A 17032-nucleotide genomic window follows, 5' to 3' on the forward strand; every position below is an offset into this window, starting at 1 on the left:
ACCTGTGTTACACCTGCGGGAAAATCAGCTCCAGTGCCTGGAGTGAGTCTTCCCAGTCGGCGCGTTCAAAAATACCTTGTTGCAAAAACGCCTCCAACTGCGGCCACAGGCTAATCGCTTTGTCGAGCATCGGGTCGCTGCCTTTGGCATACGCCCCCACGCTCACCAGATCGCGGTTGCGCTGGAAGCTGGAGAGGAGTTGTTTGAAGTTACGCACGCGGGCGTAGTGCTTCTCTGTGATCAATGCCGTCATTGCACGGCTGATTGATGCTTCGATATCAATTGCCGGGTAGTGGCCGGCTTCGGCCAGACGGCGCGATAACACAATATGACCGTCGAGGATCGCACGCGCGGAGTCGGCGATCGGGTCCTGCTGGTCATCGCCTTCGGTCAGAACTGTATAAAAAGCGGTGATTGAGCCGCCGCCGCTGATGCCGTTTCCTGCACGTTCGACCAGCGCCGGGAGCTTGGCAAAGACCGAAGGCGGATAACCTTTGGTCGCCGGAGGTTCTCCGATGGCGAGAGCGATTTCACGCTGCGCCATCGCATAGCGGGTCAGGGAGTCCATAATCAGCAGCACGTGCTGGCCGCGGTCACGGAAATCTTCCGCGATACGGGTGGCATACGCAGCACCCTGCATACGCAGTAACGGTGAGACATCCGCCGGTGCGGCGATGACCACCGAGCGGGCACGGCCTTCTGCACCGAGAATGTTTTCAATAAAATCTTTTACTTCGCGACCACGTTCACCGATCAGACCCACGACGATAACATCGGCCTGGGTGTAGCGTGCCATCATGCCAAGCAGGACGGATTTGCCCACCCCTGAGCCGGCAAACAGGCCCATACGCTGCCCGCGGCCTACGGTCAGCAGGGCGTTAATCGGGCGCACGCCGGTGTCGAGGACATGTTCGATGGCGGTACGCTGAAGGGGGTTAAACGGCTGGGTGATCAGCGCGCCGGTTTCGGTGGTGTCCGGCGAGGGCAGGCCGTCCAGCGGTTTACCGCTTCCGTCCAGTACGCGGCCAAGCAGGGCAGGGCCAAGCGGGAGCTGTTTCCCGCTTTGCAGTCCATCGCCGCTGATGTTTTTCGCATACACGCGTGCACCGGGCAGAATGCCTTCAACTTCTTCAAGGGGCATCAGGAACAGACGCTGGCCGTTAAAGCCGACGACTTCGCTCTCAACTTCACGCGTCTCTCGTCCATCCTGACGCTCAATCACGCAGGTGGCTCCCAGCGGAAGCTGCAGGCCAGTGGCTTCCAGCACCAGGCCGGTGGCCCGCGTGAGTCGTCCGTAACGGCGAACGGACGGCAGCTGCGTCATCTTCGCTTCAAAATTATCGAGCGTGTTGAGCCAGCGGGTGAGGCGTGCAGTCATCAGACAACTCCCGGTGCTGCCAGGCGGCACAGTTCCTGCCAGCGGGTCGCAACGCTGGCATCCAGGTCGCCTTCATCGGCAGAGACCTTGCAGCCTCCGTGATGCAGCGACGGGTCGCCGCGCAGACGCCAGCCGTGCAGGCTCAGCGTCGCGCCCAGACTCTCTTCCACGCGCTGGAGGTCGTCCGGATGCACGCGCAGCTGCGGTTTCCCACTGAACAGCGGCTCCTGCTGAAGCAGGCCCTGAATTTGTTTAATCAGCGCGGTGTTGTCCACCGCCGGCGCGTGGCCGATCACCTGACGGGCGGCTTCCAGCGCCATCTGCATCAGCCTTGAGGCAATGACGCTGTCCAGCGCATCCAGCGTGTGCTGAAACTCGCTGACCAGCTGCTGCATACGGGCGTGAAGCGGAGCCTGTTGCTGGCGCGCCTGTTCAATGCCGTGTTCTAACCCTTTGGCCAGACCTTCCTGATACCCCTGATCGTGGCCTTTCTGGCGTCCTTCGTTCAGGCCAGCCGTGTAGCCCTGCTCATGGGCCTGCATCTGCAGCTGGGCCAGCATCTGCGCGCGCTGCTCTTCTTCGCTCAGCTCAGGCTGCTCGACATCCGGGTCGTCCTCTTCGGGCGACAGCACGGCGGGTGTGAATTCTGACAGGGGAGGCGCCAGATCGTCGGGCGTCCAGCGCTTCCACGGCAGTTCATTAGACATAGGTGTCGTCTCCGCTGCCAATCACCATCTCGCCGGTTTCCGCCAGACGACGAACGATAAGCAGGATGGCTTTCTGTTCGTTTTCCACCTGAGACAGACGGACCGGGCCACGGTTGGCAAGGTCGTCGCGCAGGATATCTGCCGCACGCTGAGACATGTTGCGCAGGAACTTCTCGCGCAGTGGCTGCTCGGCACCTTTGAGGGCGATAAGCAGCGACTCGGAGTCCACTTCCTGGAGGAGACGCTGGATGCTGCGATCGTCCACTTCGACCAGGTTTTCGAACAGGAACATCTCGTCGATAATTTTCTGTGCCAGCTCGCCGTCGAATTCGCGAACGGCGGTAATGACCGCCTCTTCCTGCTGCGTTTTCATCAGGTTGATGATCTCTGCCGCCGTTCTCACGCCGCCCATTTTGCTGCGCTTGAGGTTCTGGCCATCGAGCAGGTTGTTCAGCACTTCGGTCAGCTCCGCCAGCGCGGCTGGCTGGACACCACCGAAGGTCGCGATACGCAGCATCACATCGTGACGCAGGCGCTCTTCGAACAACGCCAGAATATCGGCCGCCTGGCCACGTTTGAGGTGGACAAGAATGGTGGCGATAATCTGCGGGTGCTCGTCGCGGATAAGGTCGGCGGCACTCTGCGGCTCCATAAAGTTGAGCGTCTCGATACCGCTGGCGGTATCGCGCGTTTCCAGAATGTCTTCCAGCAGGCTGGCAGCACGCTCTTCGCCCAGCGCCTTGACCAGCACGGAGCGCAGATAGTCGTTGGCGTTGACGTTGAGCGCGGCAAACTGTTCGGCTTCCTGCTCAAATTCAGACAGCACTTCCGTCAGCTGTTTGTTAGAGATCTGGCGTACGTTTGCCATCGCCGCACTGAGAATCTGTACTTCGCGCTGGGAGAGGTGTTTGAACACCTCGGCCGCACGGTCTTCGCCAATGGTCATCAGCAGGATGACGCTTTTATCGGTGCCTGAAAGCGTGTTACTCATGTTCGTTACCCATCCACTGGCGGATGACCAGCGCCACGACGCGCGGATCGTTATCTGACATTTCGCGAATGCGCTGGCTCATGACCTCGGCGCCCATACGCTGGTTTGCACGGCGTTGCTGCATCTGTTCGTCTTTGCTGAGGCGAACTTCAACCGCATCTTCCACTTCCTGACGGGTACTGACCTGTTCGCGCGCCGCTTTTTCAGCTTCAGCACGACGCTGGAGCTGAGGACGAATGCCCTTACGCCACAGCAGCCACGCGACAATCAGAACCAGCAGCCAGCGACCTGCGGACAGCAGTTGATCGATAAACGCCTGCTGTTGCCAGAACGGCAGTTCGCCACCTGACTCTTCAACCGAGTTGAACGGTGAGTTCACCACGTTGAGCGTGTCGCCGCGCTTCTCGGAGTAACCCATCGCTTCACGGGTCAGGTCTTCAATCTGTTTCATCTGCTCGGCGGTCAACGGCAACGGTTTGCCATCCGCCAGCGTTTTGTAGTTCACCACCACCGCAACCGACAGACGCTGTACATCGCCCACATTCAGTTTGGTGTGGCGGATAGTACGGTCCACTTCGTAGTTGGTGGTTTCGTTACGACTGCTGGTACGCGGACCGGCGGTGCTGGCTGTTGATGTGGTCTGCTGATTCGTTTGCTGACCGTTCTGCTGATTAGCCGGTGGCGTTGAGATTGGCGCCGCGTTAGCCGGTGCTGGCTGGTTAGACAATGCACCCGGCACACCGCCGGGGTATGCGCCGCCAACCTGTTCGTTTTCATTGACCTGACGAGAGCGCATTACCGCCTGAGCCGGGTTGCCATTCGGGCTGTATTGCTCTTCGGTCTGTTCTTTATTAGAGAAGTCAATCTGCGCGGTAACCTGTGCATGCACGTTGCTGTTACCCACGACCGGGCCAAGGATGGCTTCGATGCGACGCTGCACGCGGCTTTCCACGTCCGCGGCATATTTCAGCTGCGCGTCATTCAGATCGCGGCCTGCGGTATTGGACTGGGTCAGCAGATGACCACTTTGATCAACCAGCGTCACGTTACCCGGCGGGAGACCGGCAACGGCGCTGGAGACCAGATGGGTCACCGCGCTGATTTGTCCTTCATCCATTGCACGGCCAGGCTGGAGGTTAACGGTGACGGAGGCCGACGGGGATTTCTGCTCGCGGACAAACAGGGAGGGTTTAGGCATGGCCAGGTGCACACGGGCACTCTTCACCGGACCCAATGTTTCAATCGTACGGGCCAGCTCACCTTCCAGCGCACGCTGGTAGTTCACCTGCTCGCTGAACTGGCTGATACCGAATTTTTCCTGATCCAGCAGTTCAAAACCTACCGCACCGCCCTTTGGCAGTCCCTGTTGCGCCAGGCGCAGACGAAGTTCGTGCACCTTATCAGCCGGTACCTCCAGCGCACCGCCGTTATCCGCAAAGCGATAAGGGATGTTCATCTGGGTAAGCTGGGTGACGATGGCACCGCCATCCTGATCGGAAAGGTTACTGTAAAGCGTGCGGTAATCAGGGCTTTTCGCCCACAAGACCATCGCTACAAGGATCGCAATTGCGGCAGCGCCTGCCACGATCAACGGGATTTTAGGATTCGCGCGAAGGCGGTTCATCCACTCGAGTGATTTATTTTGTGGCGCTGTCGATGCTGTTGCACTCATTGCGCACCTCTTAAATCCTGGTGGTTTACGTTATTCGTGTAGAGAAACAAAACTGACTCCCGGGTCGGCAAACACGACAAAAGTTCCATATTGATGGCCCTGCCATTATTTGATGATTCAGGATTTTCTATGCGTCAAATAACCTGGTTTTTTCACGCTATTTACCGCCATTATCTTATTGACAAGCTGTTAGTCTTGACCCCGTAAAAAACCATTCAGGGGAGAGTCATGGCTATACAGGGTATTGAAGGGGTGATCAGTCAGTTGCAGGCAACGGCGATGACGGCCCGTAATCAGAATGTGGCAGAACAACCGAGCATCAGTTTTGCAGGACAACTGCACGCCGCGCTTGACCGTATCAGCGATACCCAGACCGCCGCACGTACTCAGGCGGAGAAGTTCACCCTCGGCGAGCCGGGCGTGGCACTGAATGATGTGATGACCGATTTGCAAAAAGCCTCGGTTTCCCTGCAGATGGGGATTCAGGTGCGTAACAAGCTTGTGTCTGCTTATCAGGAAGTGATGGGGATGCAGGTTTAAGACCCGTCGATCTTCGCTGGCAGCCCAAGCGCTTTAATGCCACAATATTTTTTTCTTCGAATGCAGGAAAGATGATGAAAAAAATAGCAATTGCTGGCGCGCTGCTGGCACTGACCGGGTGCGTTCAGGTGGATAACTATCAGGAAGTGATCAAACACCCCGTCCCGGCGCATCTGGCAGGGTACTGGCAGTCAAAAGGGCCGCAGAGCAAAATGGTGAGCCCAGAGGCGATTGCCACGCTGGTGGTGACGGAGGAGGGCGATACGCTGGACTGCCGTCAGTGGCAGCGCGTGATCGCTGTACCGGGTAAAATCATGCTGCGTTCAGACAGTTATTATAACGTCACCCGCAAGCTGGATATTTATCCGCTGGAGCGCGATGGCTCTGTTCTTGAGTATGATGGTATGGAGCTACAGAAGGTCGATCGCCCGACGGTAGAGTGCGCAGATTATCTGAGCAAAAATCCGCTGGAGAGTAAACTTCCGTAGTGCATGTTGCCGGGTGGCAGCTTCGCCTGACCCGGCATTCAATTCACGTCAGATGCTTTTACAACTACAACGCATCCTCAATCACCCACACGCTGACGCTTCCACCTTTGCAGGTAAAGGTGCCTTCGCCATCCGCCGCGGTAATGACCGTTTCTTCGCGATTGCCGAGAAAATCACGCCACGTTTTGTTGCCGTAGTTTTCACCCAGACAAATCACTTTCTCGCCGTCATCGCCATTCGACATCACCACCACACAGCCAGGATCGTCTTCGGTGCCGCTGCGGCTGAAGGCGATACAGTTTGGGTGATCGAAGAACAGCGTCTGCACGCCGTGGGCAAAACGCTGGCGGGCGAGGATCAGCTCGTGAAGCTGCTCGATGACCGGCATATCAATATGGTAGGTTTCGCCGTCACCGCCCGTATCGTCATAGCTGGCACCGAATAAATCCGGATAAAAGACGCTGGGCACTCCGTTTTCACGCAGCAGGATCAGGGCATAGGCCAGCGGTTTAAACCACGCTTCAACCGGCGCTTCCAGCGCCTGCAAAGGCTGAGTGTCATGGTTGGCAACCAGAGTTACCGCATGGAACGGATCGGCTTCGACCAGGGTGCCGGTAAAGATTTGGCTCATGTCGTATTCCCGACCCTGGCGCGATGCTTCGTGGAATTTCATCTGCAGGGGGGCATCGAACAGCATCGTCTTGCCATCGACCTGGTCAATATAGGCCTGCAGTTTATCCACTTCGTGGGACCAGTATTCCGCCACGATAAACAACGGTTGCGTTGCGACTTCCTGAACGTGCTCAATCCACTCCTTATAAAACCAGGCGGGAATGTGTTTGACGGCGTCCAGACGAAAACCGTCACAGCCAGTTTGTTCCATGACCCAGCGGGCCCAGTACTTGATTTCCTCGGTGACGGCATGGTTGCGAAAATCAATGTTTTCGCCCATCAGGTAATCAAAATTACCCATCTCATCATCAACCTGGTCGTTCCAGCCTTCACCGGTGTAGTCGTTGACGATTTTAAAAATGCCGTCTTCATCGGGGTTTTCAATATGGTCGACGCCGCTGAAGCATTTGTAATCCCAGATAAACTGCGAATATTGCCCGGCACGGGCAGGGAAGGTGTAGCGTGTCCAGGCTTCACACTCAATGATCTCATCGTCGATCTGCGTGCGATCCTGTTCGTTGACGCGCTGAACGCGGACGGGTTCTTTCTCGTCTGCGCCCATTTTGTGGTTAACCACCACGTCAAGGAGGACGGCGATCTCATTACTTTTGAGTGCGTCGATGGCCTCCAGCAGCTGAGCTTTATCACCGTACTTGGTGGCGACGCTGCCTTTCTGGTCAAACTCACCGAGGTCGAAGAGATCGTAAGTGTCGTATCCGACCGAGTACCCGCCGGATGCGCCTTTACAGGCTGGCGGCAACCAGATCATATTGATGCCGATTTCGTTAAGATTGGGGGCTAACGCCGTGACCTCTCGCCACAATTCACCGCCCGCAGGGTAATACCAGTGAAAACATTGTAACAGGGTGGGGTTTTTCATCGTCCGTGCTCCAGAAGCCGTTTGGCAGACTTCTGGAGTATGGATCAAGAATCGCTAATGTGAATTAATGATTCATCTCTCCGGGAAATAATATGTTGCCTGACAACTTCCCGTAGGTAACGTTAACGTTTTTTTGCTTGTTGGTTTGGGCAATAAGACCGCTCAACTCACTCATTCTTTCCTGCAACAAATCCTTGAGGAGGAGCTCATTCTGCAGCACCTGATTCAGTATCACCATCGCCTGATCCTGGATGTGTTTGCTGTCGGGCGGAAAAGGAGTCGTACTGATCTCTTCAACCAGCGAAACGTATGCAACCTCCTGTTCGATGAGCTCATCCCATTTCCCGGATTGAGCAAGGCTCAGCATTGTATTGCTAAGCGCATAAAGAGCATGCCACTTTTTAAGGGATAAGCTGGAGTCGTTCATTAAAGTTAATCCTGCTTGGGAGTATAACCCGGGCCGATTTGCTTCCAGGCGTCGGAAATATTGAGCAGCAGAGCCTCGACTTCGGTAATAGCTTCGATGTCATTGCGCAGATTGGCATGTAACAAACGGCGTACCATATAGTCGTAAAGCGCAGAAAGGTTGCGGGGGAGTTCTCCTCCCACATCCATATTTAACCCAGCCTTAAGGCCATTTTCGATAATATTAATGGCCTTAGACAGGGCCTCTCCTTTTGCCGGGATGTCCCCCTGCTCAAGGAAAAGGCGCGCCCGGATAAGCGCGCTATGGATACCGTCGAACAACATGACAACCAACTGGTGCGGGCTGGCACTCAAGACAGCAGATTCAAGACCTACCTGCTGATAGGCTTGTACACCAGATTTGCTATACATATCGTTTCCTTTCTTACTTACTGCTGAACTGTTGGGTCAAATAAGTGGCCGTACCATTGAATTTAGTGACCAGCTTATCTAAATCGTTAAATTGCTTTTTATAGCGCGCCATCGTGGCTTCAATCGTCAACTCCATCGCGTCATAACGTTTACCGATGGATTTGAGCGTGGCGTTAATACCGTCCTTCGCATTCTGAATGACGCCTTCTTTACCTACAGAGGTGCTCAGCATGTCAGTCAGCGTATTGTTCATCTGGGTGGCGAAACCGGTGGTTTTACCATCCCCGACAAAATAGGCCTGCACGCCAGCCGGGTCATCCGTGAGGATCTTGGTTAATTTCTTATCATCAATTTTCAGGTTGCCAACCGCGCCGTCCGCGCCTTTGACCGGGTCCTGTGTGATGCCAAGTTGGGCCATAATGGCATAGGAACCGCTCTGCACATTGGTCAATAAAGCACGCAGATCGGATTGTACTCCGCGGATAGTACTGTCACCCATCAGTACGCCGTTATTCGAAGACTGGGCGGTTGCACCCACCGCAGGTGGCTCATATTTCGTCAATGAGGCAATGGTGGACTGCAGAGAGTTATAGGCAGTTACCCATTCTGTAATGGCTTTTTTGTTATCGTCTGTAGAGCGGGTTACGGTCAGGGTTTCATCGGCTGTGCTCTGTGCTTTCAGGGTTAATGTTACCCCTGGAATGGCGTCAGTGATGGTATTGGTCTGGCGGACAATCTGGATACCGTTGACGTTAACGACGGCATTTTGTGATTTTACCTGTTCGGTAAGTGCGCCACTGCCAATGATGCCTTTCAGCGTATCGTCGCCGGTCACGGTTACCGTCATATCAGAATCGGTACCGGTGGTTTTGGAGGTCAGCATCAGACGATAGTCGCCATCATCCGCTTTCACCACACTTGCCGAGACACCGCCGTTGGCAGCATTAATGGCTTTAGCGATCCCATTCAGGGAGGTATCGCCATCGGCCAGGGTTACCGTCAGTGGTTTACTGTCAGCGCCTGCCTGGGTAATGGTAATGGTTCGGCTGTTGGTGCCCGTGGTGCCACCTAACTGCTTAGTATTGCTGTCGATAGTACCTGGCGTGGTCGTCAGCACCTGGCCTTTAGCAATCTTGCTGACGTTGACTGTCACATCACCAACGTTAGCGCCGGAGGTGCTGATAGCCGAAAATGCAGTATTGGTGCTGCTAATGGAGGTTGAGTTCCACGTATCTGTTTTTGCGAGCTTAGCAGCTGCGGTTTGCAGATTCGTCAGGGCGCTTTGTAATTTGCCGTAACCGGTAATCTGCGCGTCGTAGGTGGTTTTTTGCTTGGCAATAGCCGTCAATTTTGTTTCTTCTGCTGCCTGCAGCTTATCGTACAGATCTGACAGGCCGGGCATGCCCACCCCGAGATTACTGATAGTCGCCATGTAGTGTTCCTTCTTAATGGATGTTTCAGTCGTTTATCGGCCCGTTCGACGAAAAGTTTACGGCAAGCTTAAAAAATATATCGCTGAATAAGCGACCTAAATGACGCGTTTTAAATCAACAGGGTGCATGACGAAGAAATATACCGAAGAGAATAAGACGGTGATTTTTTGCGTTAATCTTTTATTCATCATGCACTCTGTAGCCGCTTTAGCGTAAAATAAATTCTTATAAAACAAAGAATTAAATATTTTCTTCGATATTTTCTAAAGTCTGCTGTTCGAGCGTCGATAACCTTGTTGACGGTGAGAGACGCCGTGAGTGTTAGGCACCGACCCTAGAAACCATTTTTGAAGGAATTAAAATTATGTCAGTTATCAATACTAACCTGTTGTCCCTGACCACTCAGAACAACCTGAACAAATCTCAGTCTTCTCTGGGCACCGCTATTGAGCGTCTGTCTTCTGGTCTGCGTATCAACAGCTCTAAAGATGATGCTGCGGGTCAGGCGATTGCAAACCGTATGAACTCTCAGATTAAAGGGATGACTCAGGCTGCTCGTAACGCCAACGACGGTATCTCTCTGGTTCAGACCGCTGAAGGTAACCTGAACGAGATCAACTCCAACTTACAGCGTATCCGTGAGCTGGCTGTTCAGGCTGCGAACGATACTAACGGTACCACTGACTACACCTCAATCAGCACTGAAATTACTCAGCGTCTGGGTGAAATCGACCGTATCGCTGGCGCTGCTAACTTCAACGGCAAAAAACTGCTGGACGGTAGCCAGACTGCTTCTCTGAACATCCAGGTTGGCGCAGGTACTGGTGCAACTGATAGCATCGCTATCACCACTGGCGCACTGATTGATGCTAAAGCTACCAGCCTCGACACTGGCCTGACCGGTACTATCACCGATAACAGCACTGCTAAAGCGTTCATCACTGCAGCTGACAACGCTATCTCTAAAATTGATACCGCTCGTTCTAACATGGGTGCGATTCAGAACCGTTTCGAATCTACCATTAACAACCTGAACAACTCTATCACTAACCTGTCTGCTGCTCAGTCTCGTATCCAGGATGCTGACTACGCAACTGAAGTATCTAACATGTCCCGCGCGCAGATCCTGCAGCAGGCTGGTACTTCCGTGCTGTCTCAGGCAAACCAGGTTCCACAGGCGATGCTGTCCCTGCTGCGTTAATAGACGCACTATCTTTAAAAAAGGTTGCTGGAAACAGCAGCCTTTTTTTTCACTATTTTTCCGTAAAATCACCGGATCGTAATCTGTAAAATAAGGCTGCATTTAGCAGCGTTTTCCCGCCATCACCCCCCGAAACACAGTGTTACTCTGCCTAAAATCTCCTTTTCCGGTCGTCTGACGACAGTTTACCGAAGAGTTATAAGATGAGTGAATTCGCACGTAGCCGGGCTATGCGTCAGTTTTATCGGAATGTGTTTACCCGATTCATTGATCTGCCAGAAGCCGATGTTATGCCCGCCAACATCACGGCCGAAATTTTCAGTTTTAAAAGCACTAATTTCACTGCGCTCGAACCCATGATTCGTGTGGCCGAAACGGGGCTGGATGCTGAAAAGGATACGGCTTTAAAAGACATGCTATGTGCCATCGTGCTGGCAAACACCGCACTGGATGAGTCCGTCATTGGCGAAAAACAGACTCTTTCTGCCGAGATGAGTACCCAACTGACAGAATATATTGTGTCGGCGTTAAAAGCCGATGACAACATTCACTATCTTGTCGCCGCCATTCAGCTCCTGTTCCGCGTCAATGAAATCAGCTCAGCGTTATTTTTAATTAACAACAACCTTTCGCTGGTTAGCAATTCGGCACCTGTGCTGAAAATCCTGCTGTTGATCTGTTTAATGGAAAATGATTTCAACCAGGCGATGGTTGTTATCCAGGCTCTGACGGCAGACGCTGCATTAATCGGTGAAGATCCTATGGCCCTGTTGATGATTACCTGCGGCATCTACAGGCTGGGGGGGATACCCGATTCGTACATCGATTTTCGATCGCTTCACGTGAGCGAGCACGCGGTGGAAAATCAATCCTACGATTACTGGATCGCAAAAAGCACAGCTGCCAAAACAACGGTGCTAGTCACGTGCGACAGCGAGGATTATTTCGAGCACGCTGTGCCGATGCTCTATTCACTCTATGAGACCAATCGCGACGTCCTTGATGTGCACGTGCATCTAATTAACGGCAATGATGATGTTAAACATAGCCTGATGACCCTTCGCGAACAGCTACCTGAGCTCAACCTCTCTGCAAGCCATGAGCAAATAACCCGTAATGAGGACATGTCGGTAGTCCGTGCTGCACGTCGCATCGTTTTCCTGCACCACGCACTGCAGGCGTTTAACACTCCCATTATTGCCATTAACCCTAATGTGCTGGTGCGTAAGCCGTGGTGTGAGCCAGAAACGGCGCTGTTGCTCCTGCAAACCGAATCCTCACCTTTCTGGGAAGAGGTTTTTGCCGGTTTTATTTACGCAAAACCCGGCGGCGTAGCGCAACGATATTTCGACCGCGTTGTGCCGTTCATCCATACCAACCTCGCCAGCGGCAATCATGCGCCTGGTCTGGAGCAAGTCGCACTCTTTTCCTGTCTGGACACGCTTTCGCCAGAAGACCGTCTGGCGATCGCGCGTGCCGAGCGTAGCGGAATACTCGATAGCCAGTCGGGTGAGGAGGCGTTCTGTTGGGTGGCAAGGAACACAGCAGGCCCATACCAGGAATATAAATCGTCGCTTATTCGCACGTATCAACACTGAAGCATTTGCCCTGTGACCGTAAGAACAGAATCTGGAAAAAACGTGACGACACAGTACCCCTATTATCGGGTCAGCCCCGAGACCATTCATGCCGCTGCGGTGCTTAATCATCTGACCACGCCACTGCCTGCGTTTGCCCGTGTCATGGAGATTGGCTGTGGTTCAGCAACGCGTCTGATTATGCACGCCTGGGCGCATCCTGAGAGTATCGCGCTGGGTATCGATATTGACGAAGAGGCGATCGTGAAGGGGCAGAAGTTTGCTGCCGAACTGGGATGTCATAACGTTGAACTGTTTGCTGCAGGATTAGGGGATTTGCTCGCCGCGGATCCGGGTGAGTTAGATTACATCATTATTCATCAGACCTTTGCTTTTCTTGGAAAAAGCGAACGGGAAGCGTTGCTGACATGGTGCCAGGCGCATTTATCTGCCAACGGCGTTATCGCCATTAAGTGGTCAGTACTGCCTGGCAGCATAGCGCGCATAACGTTGGGTGAAGCGTTGCGGTTCCATCTTGAACGCGCAGAAGAGGGCTGCGACCTGCTGGCGTCAGCCCGCGCCATGCTGAGCTTTATGTTGCTCACGCTGGAAGAGGGTTCGCTGAAAAATGAAGTCCTTCTCGCTGAAGAAATGGACGATAACGCGCTAATTCTGGCCTATTTAAGCCCGAGTGACGGGGCATGCACCCTCGGGGATTTTAACGCACAGGCTGAACTCGCCGGTCTGCAGTTCCTGGGCGATTTGCTGCCACAGTCGGAACTGGGAAGCTTCTATAGTCCGAGAATCGAACAGTTGCTGGGTGCCGTCAGCGACGGGGCAAGCAGAACCTTGTCACAGCAATATCTTGATTATGCCGTTCAACGCGAAGAACGCTTTTCCTTGCTGTGCCACCTAAATCGCCTCTCGCCGCCGGTTCACCCGGATCTGAACCTCCTGAGAAACCTGCACTGGGCCGGAAGCTTTATGCCGATCGAACTGGATTCTGCAAAAGCGCCCCGTGTGTTCAGAAATAATAATGGACGGATCATGCGTACCGACAATGCCATTATTATCAGGATCATGGAGTTGTTGGGCAATGCCTGGCCTATGTCCTTAAGTTTCGAACAGCTTGTGCTCAATTGCCGGGCTCCTGAAACGCATGAGGATTATCAGGAGACGGTGTGGGAAGCATTAAAAACGCTGTTTATGACCTGTGCTGACGGATTTTTCTGGAGTGCCACCCCCGGGGCATACAACGCTGCGCAAAATGATGAACTGGCACCGGTAGGGTTGCTACCACCAGCGTGTCCTGCGAACGATGTAAGCATCATGAACCTGTGGGGAGAGTGGGTTTCATTGACCCCCGCTGAGTGGAATTATCTGCGCTTCGAAAGGGGGCATGCCGGGCAGACGAACTGGGAACACTACTCTTCATTGAAAATTAAAGGGTTGCTAACCGGCTCGCCTGAGGCCTGGAAAAAGCAACTGCAGTGTTTTCTGCGTGCAGGCATGCTCGACGTACTGAAATCGCAACTTTCTCTGTTGTTGTTGCTTAGTGTCGATCAACAGCAGGGCGGAATGCTTATCAAGAGCAATGCCGAACCCGTATTAGCCGACCCGGACGTGGACGCTATCTACGAGCGCGCAAACAGCCTTATCCAAAAAGGCCGTTCTAAAGAAGCCCGCGAGTATGCTCGTGATTTAATGGAAAAAAATCCAGACAATATTCACGTCCTTCGCTGCTATTCAAAAACATGCGTGCTGACTTCCGCCTGGGATGACGCGCTGGCGTCGCTTTGTAAACTGATGGGCTATTATTTCTCGAGCCTTGATATCTATTATGATCTTGCCACGGTGTTGCAGCGCAAGCGTGAATTCTACGGTTCACGGCAAATTGTCCGCACCTTGCTTCGTCTGAATAATAAAAATATTGATTACTGGCTAAGTCTGGCATCGCTGCATCATGCCTATGGCGATATGGCATTAGCGGAAAAATGCTGCAGGGAGATTATGCGCTTCCAGCACCCGGGGCCCAGTTCACTTGGGCTCACCGGGATTGTATTGAGTGACAACCATAAAATGGCAGAAGCGCGCTATTTTATGGAAAAGGCCGTAGAGCTTAGCAATTATAATTTCGGCTACTTCAGTAATTTACTGTTTGTAATGAGCCACGACGCTAGCGTAACGGCCGAGACGTTGCTGGAAAGGCACCTTGAATACGGCCGCCGCGCAGCAACCTGGGCAACAGAGAGCGGGGTAAAACTGGTTCTCAATAATTCCAGAGAACCTCAGCGTAAGCTTCGACTTGGCTTTGTTTCAGGCGATTTGCGTAAGCACCCGGTGGCGAATTTTCTTCTGCCTTATTGGGATGCCATCAATCGTGAACAGTATGATTTGGTGGCCTATAGCACCCTGTTCCTTGAAGAAGATGACACGTATTGTCACCTTCGCCAGAGCGCAACGCTATGGCGTCAGGTTGATGCTATCAGCGATATTGAACTGGCGAAACTGATAGCTGAAGACGGGATTGATATTCTGTTCGATTTATCGGGTCATACAGCCTACAACCGATTGCCTGTTTTCGCGTTGCGTCCGGCTCCGATTCAGATCACATGGATAGGTTATCCGGGCACGACGGGTTTGAAAGAGATGGACTATATACTTCTTTCGGCGAGCCTGGCGCAGTCTCAGGAGCTTGAAAAACAGCTGGTGGAAAACGCGATGTTCGTTGCGACACGCAAGAGTTTCGAACCTCATCCTCTCAGCCCGGACATCAATCCATTACCTGCGCTGCGTAACGGTTATATTACCTTTGCCAGTTTTAACCGCTCTAAAAAAATTAACGATCAAGTGCTGAATGCATGGGCATCTATTTTAACGGGTTACCCTGAAGCCAGGCTGTTAATCGGTAACATGACTGATGCCGAAATGATTTCGGCCATGACAAAACGCCTGCAACAGCGCGGAATTTCTCGCGACAGATTGCTCTTCCGGGGACTCGTGGAAATGGATGAGTACCTCGCGATGCACCATGAGATTGATATTTTACTTGATGCATTCCCTTATAGCGGCGGAACGACGACGCATCATGGCGCCTGGATGGGCGTCCCGACAATCACCATGAATGGCCCGACCATACCGTGTCAGCAGGGCGTCGATATTATGCGTTCTTACAGACTGGAGCAGTTTATTGCGATTGATGAGGAAGATTATATTTCCAGAGCAATCGCCTGGGGGCAACGTATTCCAGAACTTGCTGAAATCCGACTGGGGATGCGAGACAGGATCCCCGTAGATCACGTGCCAGATTTTAATATTGCAGAAAACTTTGAACGGGCGCTGCGTGAAGCGTGGGGAATTTATTGTCGGGGAGAAGAGCCGCATGCGTTTCTCATCACTGAACAGCATTCCTGACTCGCAAGGGTTAACTAAGCCGGCCATGTGGGCAAAATTTAACGGTATCATTACCGAGGTAGGATATGAGTAAAATTTACGTAACCAGTCCATTCTTGCCCCCTCTGGAAGAGTTTATCCCTTATCTGGAGCAAATCTGGCAAAATAAAACTCTGACAAACGGCGGACCATTTCATCAGCAGCTGGAACAGGCTCTGGCGGAATATCTGGGTGTAAAGCACCTTTCGCTTTTTGCAAACGGAACGCTGGCGCTGCTGACGGCATTTCAGGCGTTGCGCCTGACTGGCGAGGTGATCACCACGCCGTATTCCTTTGTTGCGACCTCGCATAGCTTATTGTGGAACGGATTAACGCCGGTCTTCGCTGATATCGATCCCCAAACCTATAATATTAATCCGGATCGCATTGAAGAATTAATTACGCCTAACACCACCGCAATTTTGCCTGTTCATTGTTATGGGATTCCCTGTGACATCGATAAAATTCAGAAAATTGCAGATGTGTACGGTTTACGGGTTATTTATGACGCAGCACATGCATTTAATGTCCGCAAAAACGATATAAGCATTTTAAATCACGGTGATTTATCCGTACTCAGCTTCCATGCCACCAAAGTCTTTAACACCTTTGAGGGCGGGGCCATTATAAGTCACGATCTCAAAACCAAACAGCGCATCGATTACCTTAAAAATTTTGGCTTTGCTGGTGAAACCCGCATCGTGGCTCCTGGCATTAACGCCAAAATGAATGAGGTGGAAGCTGCATTCGGTCTTCTGCAGCTTAAACATATTGATAAAGCACTGGACGAAAGAAAGGCGATTTATCAACGCTACTGTGAAATGTTAGCCGGGCTGGAAGGATTAACGTTTGTCGACGTACCCGACGATGTGAGCTGGAACCACGCCTATTTCCCGGTGCTCATCGAACCGCATTTCGGGATGAGTCGTGATGGGGTATATGAGTTATTTAAAGCGGATGCCATTCTGACGCGTCGCTATTTCTACCCGCTCATCAGTTCATTTGCCATGTACAGAGGTTTCCCTACTTCGGCGGAAGAACATCTGCCCGTTGCGAATGATATCGCCGGAAAGGTGCTGTGCTTGCCGATTTATCCAGGAATGACGCTGGAAGAACAGGATCGGGTCGTGAATGCTCTGAAGCGTGCTTCCCTGGTAGGACAGGCGCAGGGTAACGAACCGACGCCAGTCACGGAGATTGCGGTATGAGCATGATGCCTACAGC

General features: G+C 52.8%; 14 protein-coding genes. 6 read left to right on the plus strand and 8 right to left on the minus strand.

Features of this window, described 5'->3' with window-relative positions; all coding sequences use genetic code 11:
• Positions 1-7: 7 nt before the first annotated feature.
• The 4 genes from fliI to fliF are packed head-to-tail and all read right to left on the minus strand — an operon-like array spanning position 8 to position 4748.
• Positions 8-1378 (minus strand): flagellar protein export ATPase FliI, encoded by a 1371-nt coding sequence (gene fliI, locus QE396_RS02660; protein WP_020883338.1) that lies wholly within the window; start codon positions 1376-1378, stop codon positions 8-10.
• Positions 1378-2085 carry a flagellar assembly protein FliH gene (gene fliH / locus QE396_RS02665; protein ID WP_020883339.1) on the minus strand — a complete coding sequence of 236 codons (708 nt, stop codon included), beginning with the start codon at positions 2083-2085 and terminating at the stop codon, positions 1378-1380. The genes fliI and fliH overlap by 1 nt, the downstream gene beginning before the upstream one ends.
• A complete protein-coding gene (gene fliG / locus QE396_RS02670; protein WP_014170730.1) occupies positions 2078-3076 on the minus strand; it encodes a flagellar motor switch protein FliG in 999 nt (332 codons plus the stop codon). Before fliG ends, fliH begins: the two co-directional genes overlap by 8 nt.
• Positions 3069-4748 carry a flagellar basal-body MS-ring/collar protein FliF gene (gene fliF / locus QE396_RS02675; protein WP_025203806.1) on the minus strand — a complete coding sequence of 560 codons (1680 nt, stop codon included), beginning with the start codon at positions 4746-4748 and terminating at the stop codon, positions 3069-3071. Before fliF ends, fliG begins: the two co-directional genes overlap by 8 nt.
• Positions 4749-4976: 228 nt before the next feature.
• Between fliF and fliE the strand changes: the two genes are divergently transcribed.
• Both fliE and yedD read left to right on the plus strand, forming a co-directional pair.
• Positions 4977-5288, plus strand: coding sequence for a flagellar hook-basal body complex protein FliE (fliE, locus tag QE396_RS02680; RefSeq protein WP_014170728.1), 312 nt, complete (start codon positions 4977-4979; stop codon positions 5286-5288).
• A 74-nt stretch (positions 5289-5362) separates the two neighbouring features.
• Positions 5363-5776, plus strand: coding sequence for a lipoprotein YedD (yedD, locus tag QE396_RS02685; protein ID WP_020883340.1), 414 nt, complete (start codon positions 5363-5365; stop codon positions 5774-5776).
• Positions 5777-5840: 64 nt separating this feature from the next.
• Here the strand turns inward: yedD and amyA are convergent, their stop codons facing one another.
• From amyA to fliD, 4 genes are all read right to left on the minus strand, one after another.
• Positions 5841-7328: an alpha-amylase gene (amyA, locus tag QE396_RS02690; protein ID WP_041162750.1), complete on the minus strand. Its 1488-nt coding sequence runs from the start codon at positions 7326-7328 to the stop codon at positions 5841-5843.
• A gap of 64 nt (positions 7329-7392) precedes the next feature.
• Positions 7393-7755 (minus strand): flagella biosynthesis regulatory protein FliT, encoded by a 363-nt coding sequence (fliT, locus tag QE396_RS02695; RefSeq protein ID WP_014170725.1) that lies wholly within the window; start codon positions 7753-7755, stop codon positions 7393-7395.
• 5 nt (positions 7756-7760) lie between these two features.
• Positions 7761-8165, minus strand: a complete 405-nt coding sequence (gene fliS, locus QE396_RS02700; protein ID WP_014170724.1) for a flagellar export chaperone FliS — start codon at positions 8163-8165, stop codon at positions 7761-7763.
• A gap of 13 nt (positions 8166-8178) precedes the next feature.
• On the minus strand, positions 8179-9597 hold the full coding sequence (fliD, locus tag QE396_RS02705) for a flagellar filament capping protein FliD (RefSeq protein WP_044856850.1): 1419 nt from the start codon (positions 9595-9597) through the stop codon (positions 8179-8181).
• A 365-nt stretch (positions 9598-9962) separates the two neighbouring features.
• On the opposite strand from fliD, the gene QE396_RS02710 reads away from it, so the two are divergent.
• From QE396_RS02710 to QE396_RS02725, 4 genes are all read left to right on the plus strand, one after another.
• Entirely contained in the window at positions 9963-10799 is an 837-nt protein-coding gene (locus QE396_RS02710; RefSeq protein WP_020883343.1) for a flagellin, read from the plus strand.
• Between the two features lie 203 nt (positions 10800-11002).
• Positions 11003-12397 (plus strand): hypothetical protein, encoded by a 1395-nt coding sequence (locus QE396_RS02715; protein WP_047366320.1) that lies wholly within the window; start codon positions 11003-11005, stop codon positions 12395-12397.
• Positions 12398-12439: 42 nt separating this feature from the next.
• Positions 12440-15790, plus strand: coding sequence for a methyltransferase regulatory domain-containing protein (locus tag QE396_RS02720; protein WP_268989678.1), 3351 nt, complete (start codon positions 12440-12442; stop codon positions 15788-15790).
• A gap of 65 nt (positions 15791-15855) precedes the next feature.
• Positions 15856-17016 carry a DegT/DnrJ/EryC1/StrS aminotransferase family protein gene (locus QE396_RS02725; RefSeq protein ID WP_020883346.1) on the plus strand — a complete coding sequence of 387 codons (1161 nt, stop codon included), beginning with the start codon at positions 15856-15858 and terminating at the stop codon, positions 17014-17016.
• The last annotated feature ends 16 nt before the right edge of the window (positions 17017-17032 follow it).

It is taken from the genome of Enterobacter sp. SORGH_AS_0287 (genome assembly GCF_031453695.1).
Taxonomy (GTDB): Bacteria; Pseudomonadota; Gammaproteobacteria; order Enterobacterales; family Enterobacteriaceae; genus Enterobacter; species Enterobacter ludwigii.

Excerpts from the sequence above, each read along its gene's own strand:
- fliI (WP_020883338.1), bottom strand. The coding sequence starts at position 1,378 with ATGACTGCACGCCTCACCCGCTGGCTCAACACGCTCGATAATTTTGAA.
- fliH (WP_020883339.1), bottom strand. The coding sequence starts at position 2,085 with ATGTCTAATGAACTGCCGTGGAAGCGCTGGACGCCCGACGATCTGGCG.
- fliG (WP_014170730.1), bottom strand. The coding sequence starts at position 3,076 with ATGAGTAACACGCTTTCAGGCACCGATAAAAGCGTCATCCTGCTGATG.
- fliF (WP_025203806.1), bottom strand. The coding sequence starts at position 4,748 with ATGAGTGCAACAGCATCGACAGCGCCACAAAATAAATCACTCGAGTGG.
- fliE (WP_014170728.1), top strand. The coding sequence starts at position 4,977 with ATGGCTATACAGGGTATTGAAGGGGTGATCAGTCAGTTGCAGGCAACG.
- yedD (WP_020883340.1), top strand. The coding sequence starts at position 5,363 with ATGAAAAAAATAGCAATTGCTGGCGCGCTGCTGGCACTGACCGGGTGC.
- amyA (WP_041162750.1), bottom strand. The coding sequence starts at position 7,328 with ATGAAAAACCCCACCCTGTTACAATGTTTTCACTGGTATTACCCTGCG.
- fliT (WP_014170725.1), bottom strand. The coding sequence starts at position 7,755 with ATGAACGACTCCAGCTTATCCCTTAAAAAGTGGCATGCTCTTTATGCG.
- fliS (WP_014170724.1), bottom strand. The coding sequence starts at position 8,165 with ATGTATAGCAAATCTGGTGTACAAGCCTATCAGCAGGTAGGTCTTGAA.
- fliD (WP_044856850.1), bottom strand. The coding sequence starts at position 9,597 with ATGGCGACTATCAGTAATCTCGGGGTGGGCATGCCCGGCCTGTCAGAT.
- QE396_RS02710 (WP_020883343.1), top strand. The coding sequence starts at position 9,963 with ATGTCAGTTATCAATACTAACCTGTTGTCCCTGACCACTCAGAACAAC.
- QE396_RS02715 (WP_047366320.1), top strand. The coding sequence starts at position 11,003 with ATGAGTGAATTCGCACGTAGCCGGGCTATGCGTCAGTTTTATCGGAAT.
- QE396_RS02725 (WP_020883346.1), top strand. The coding sequence starts at position 15,856 with ATGAGTAAAATTTACGTAACCAGTCCATTCTTGCCCCCTCTGGAAGAG.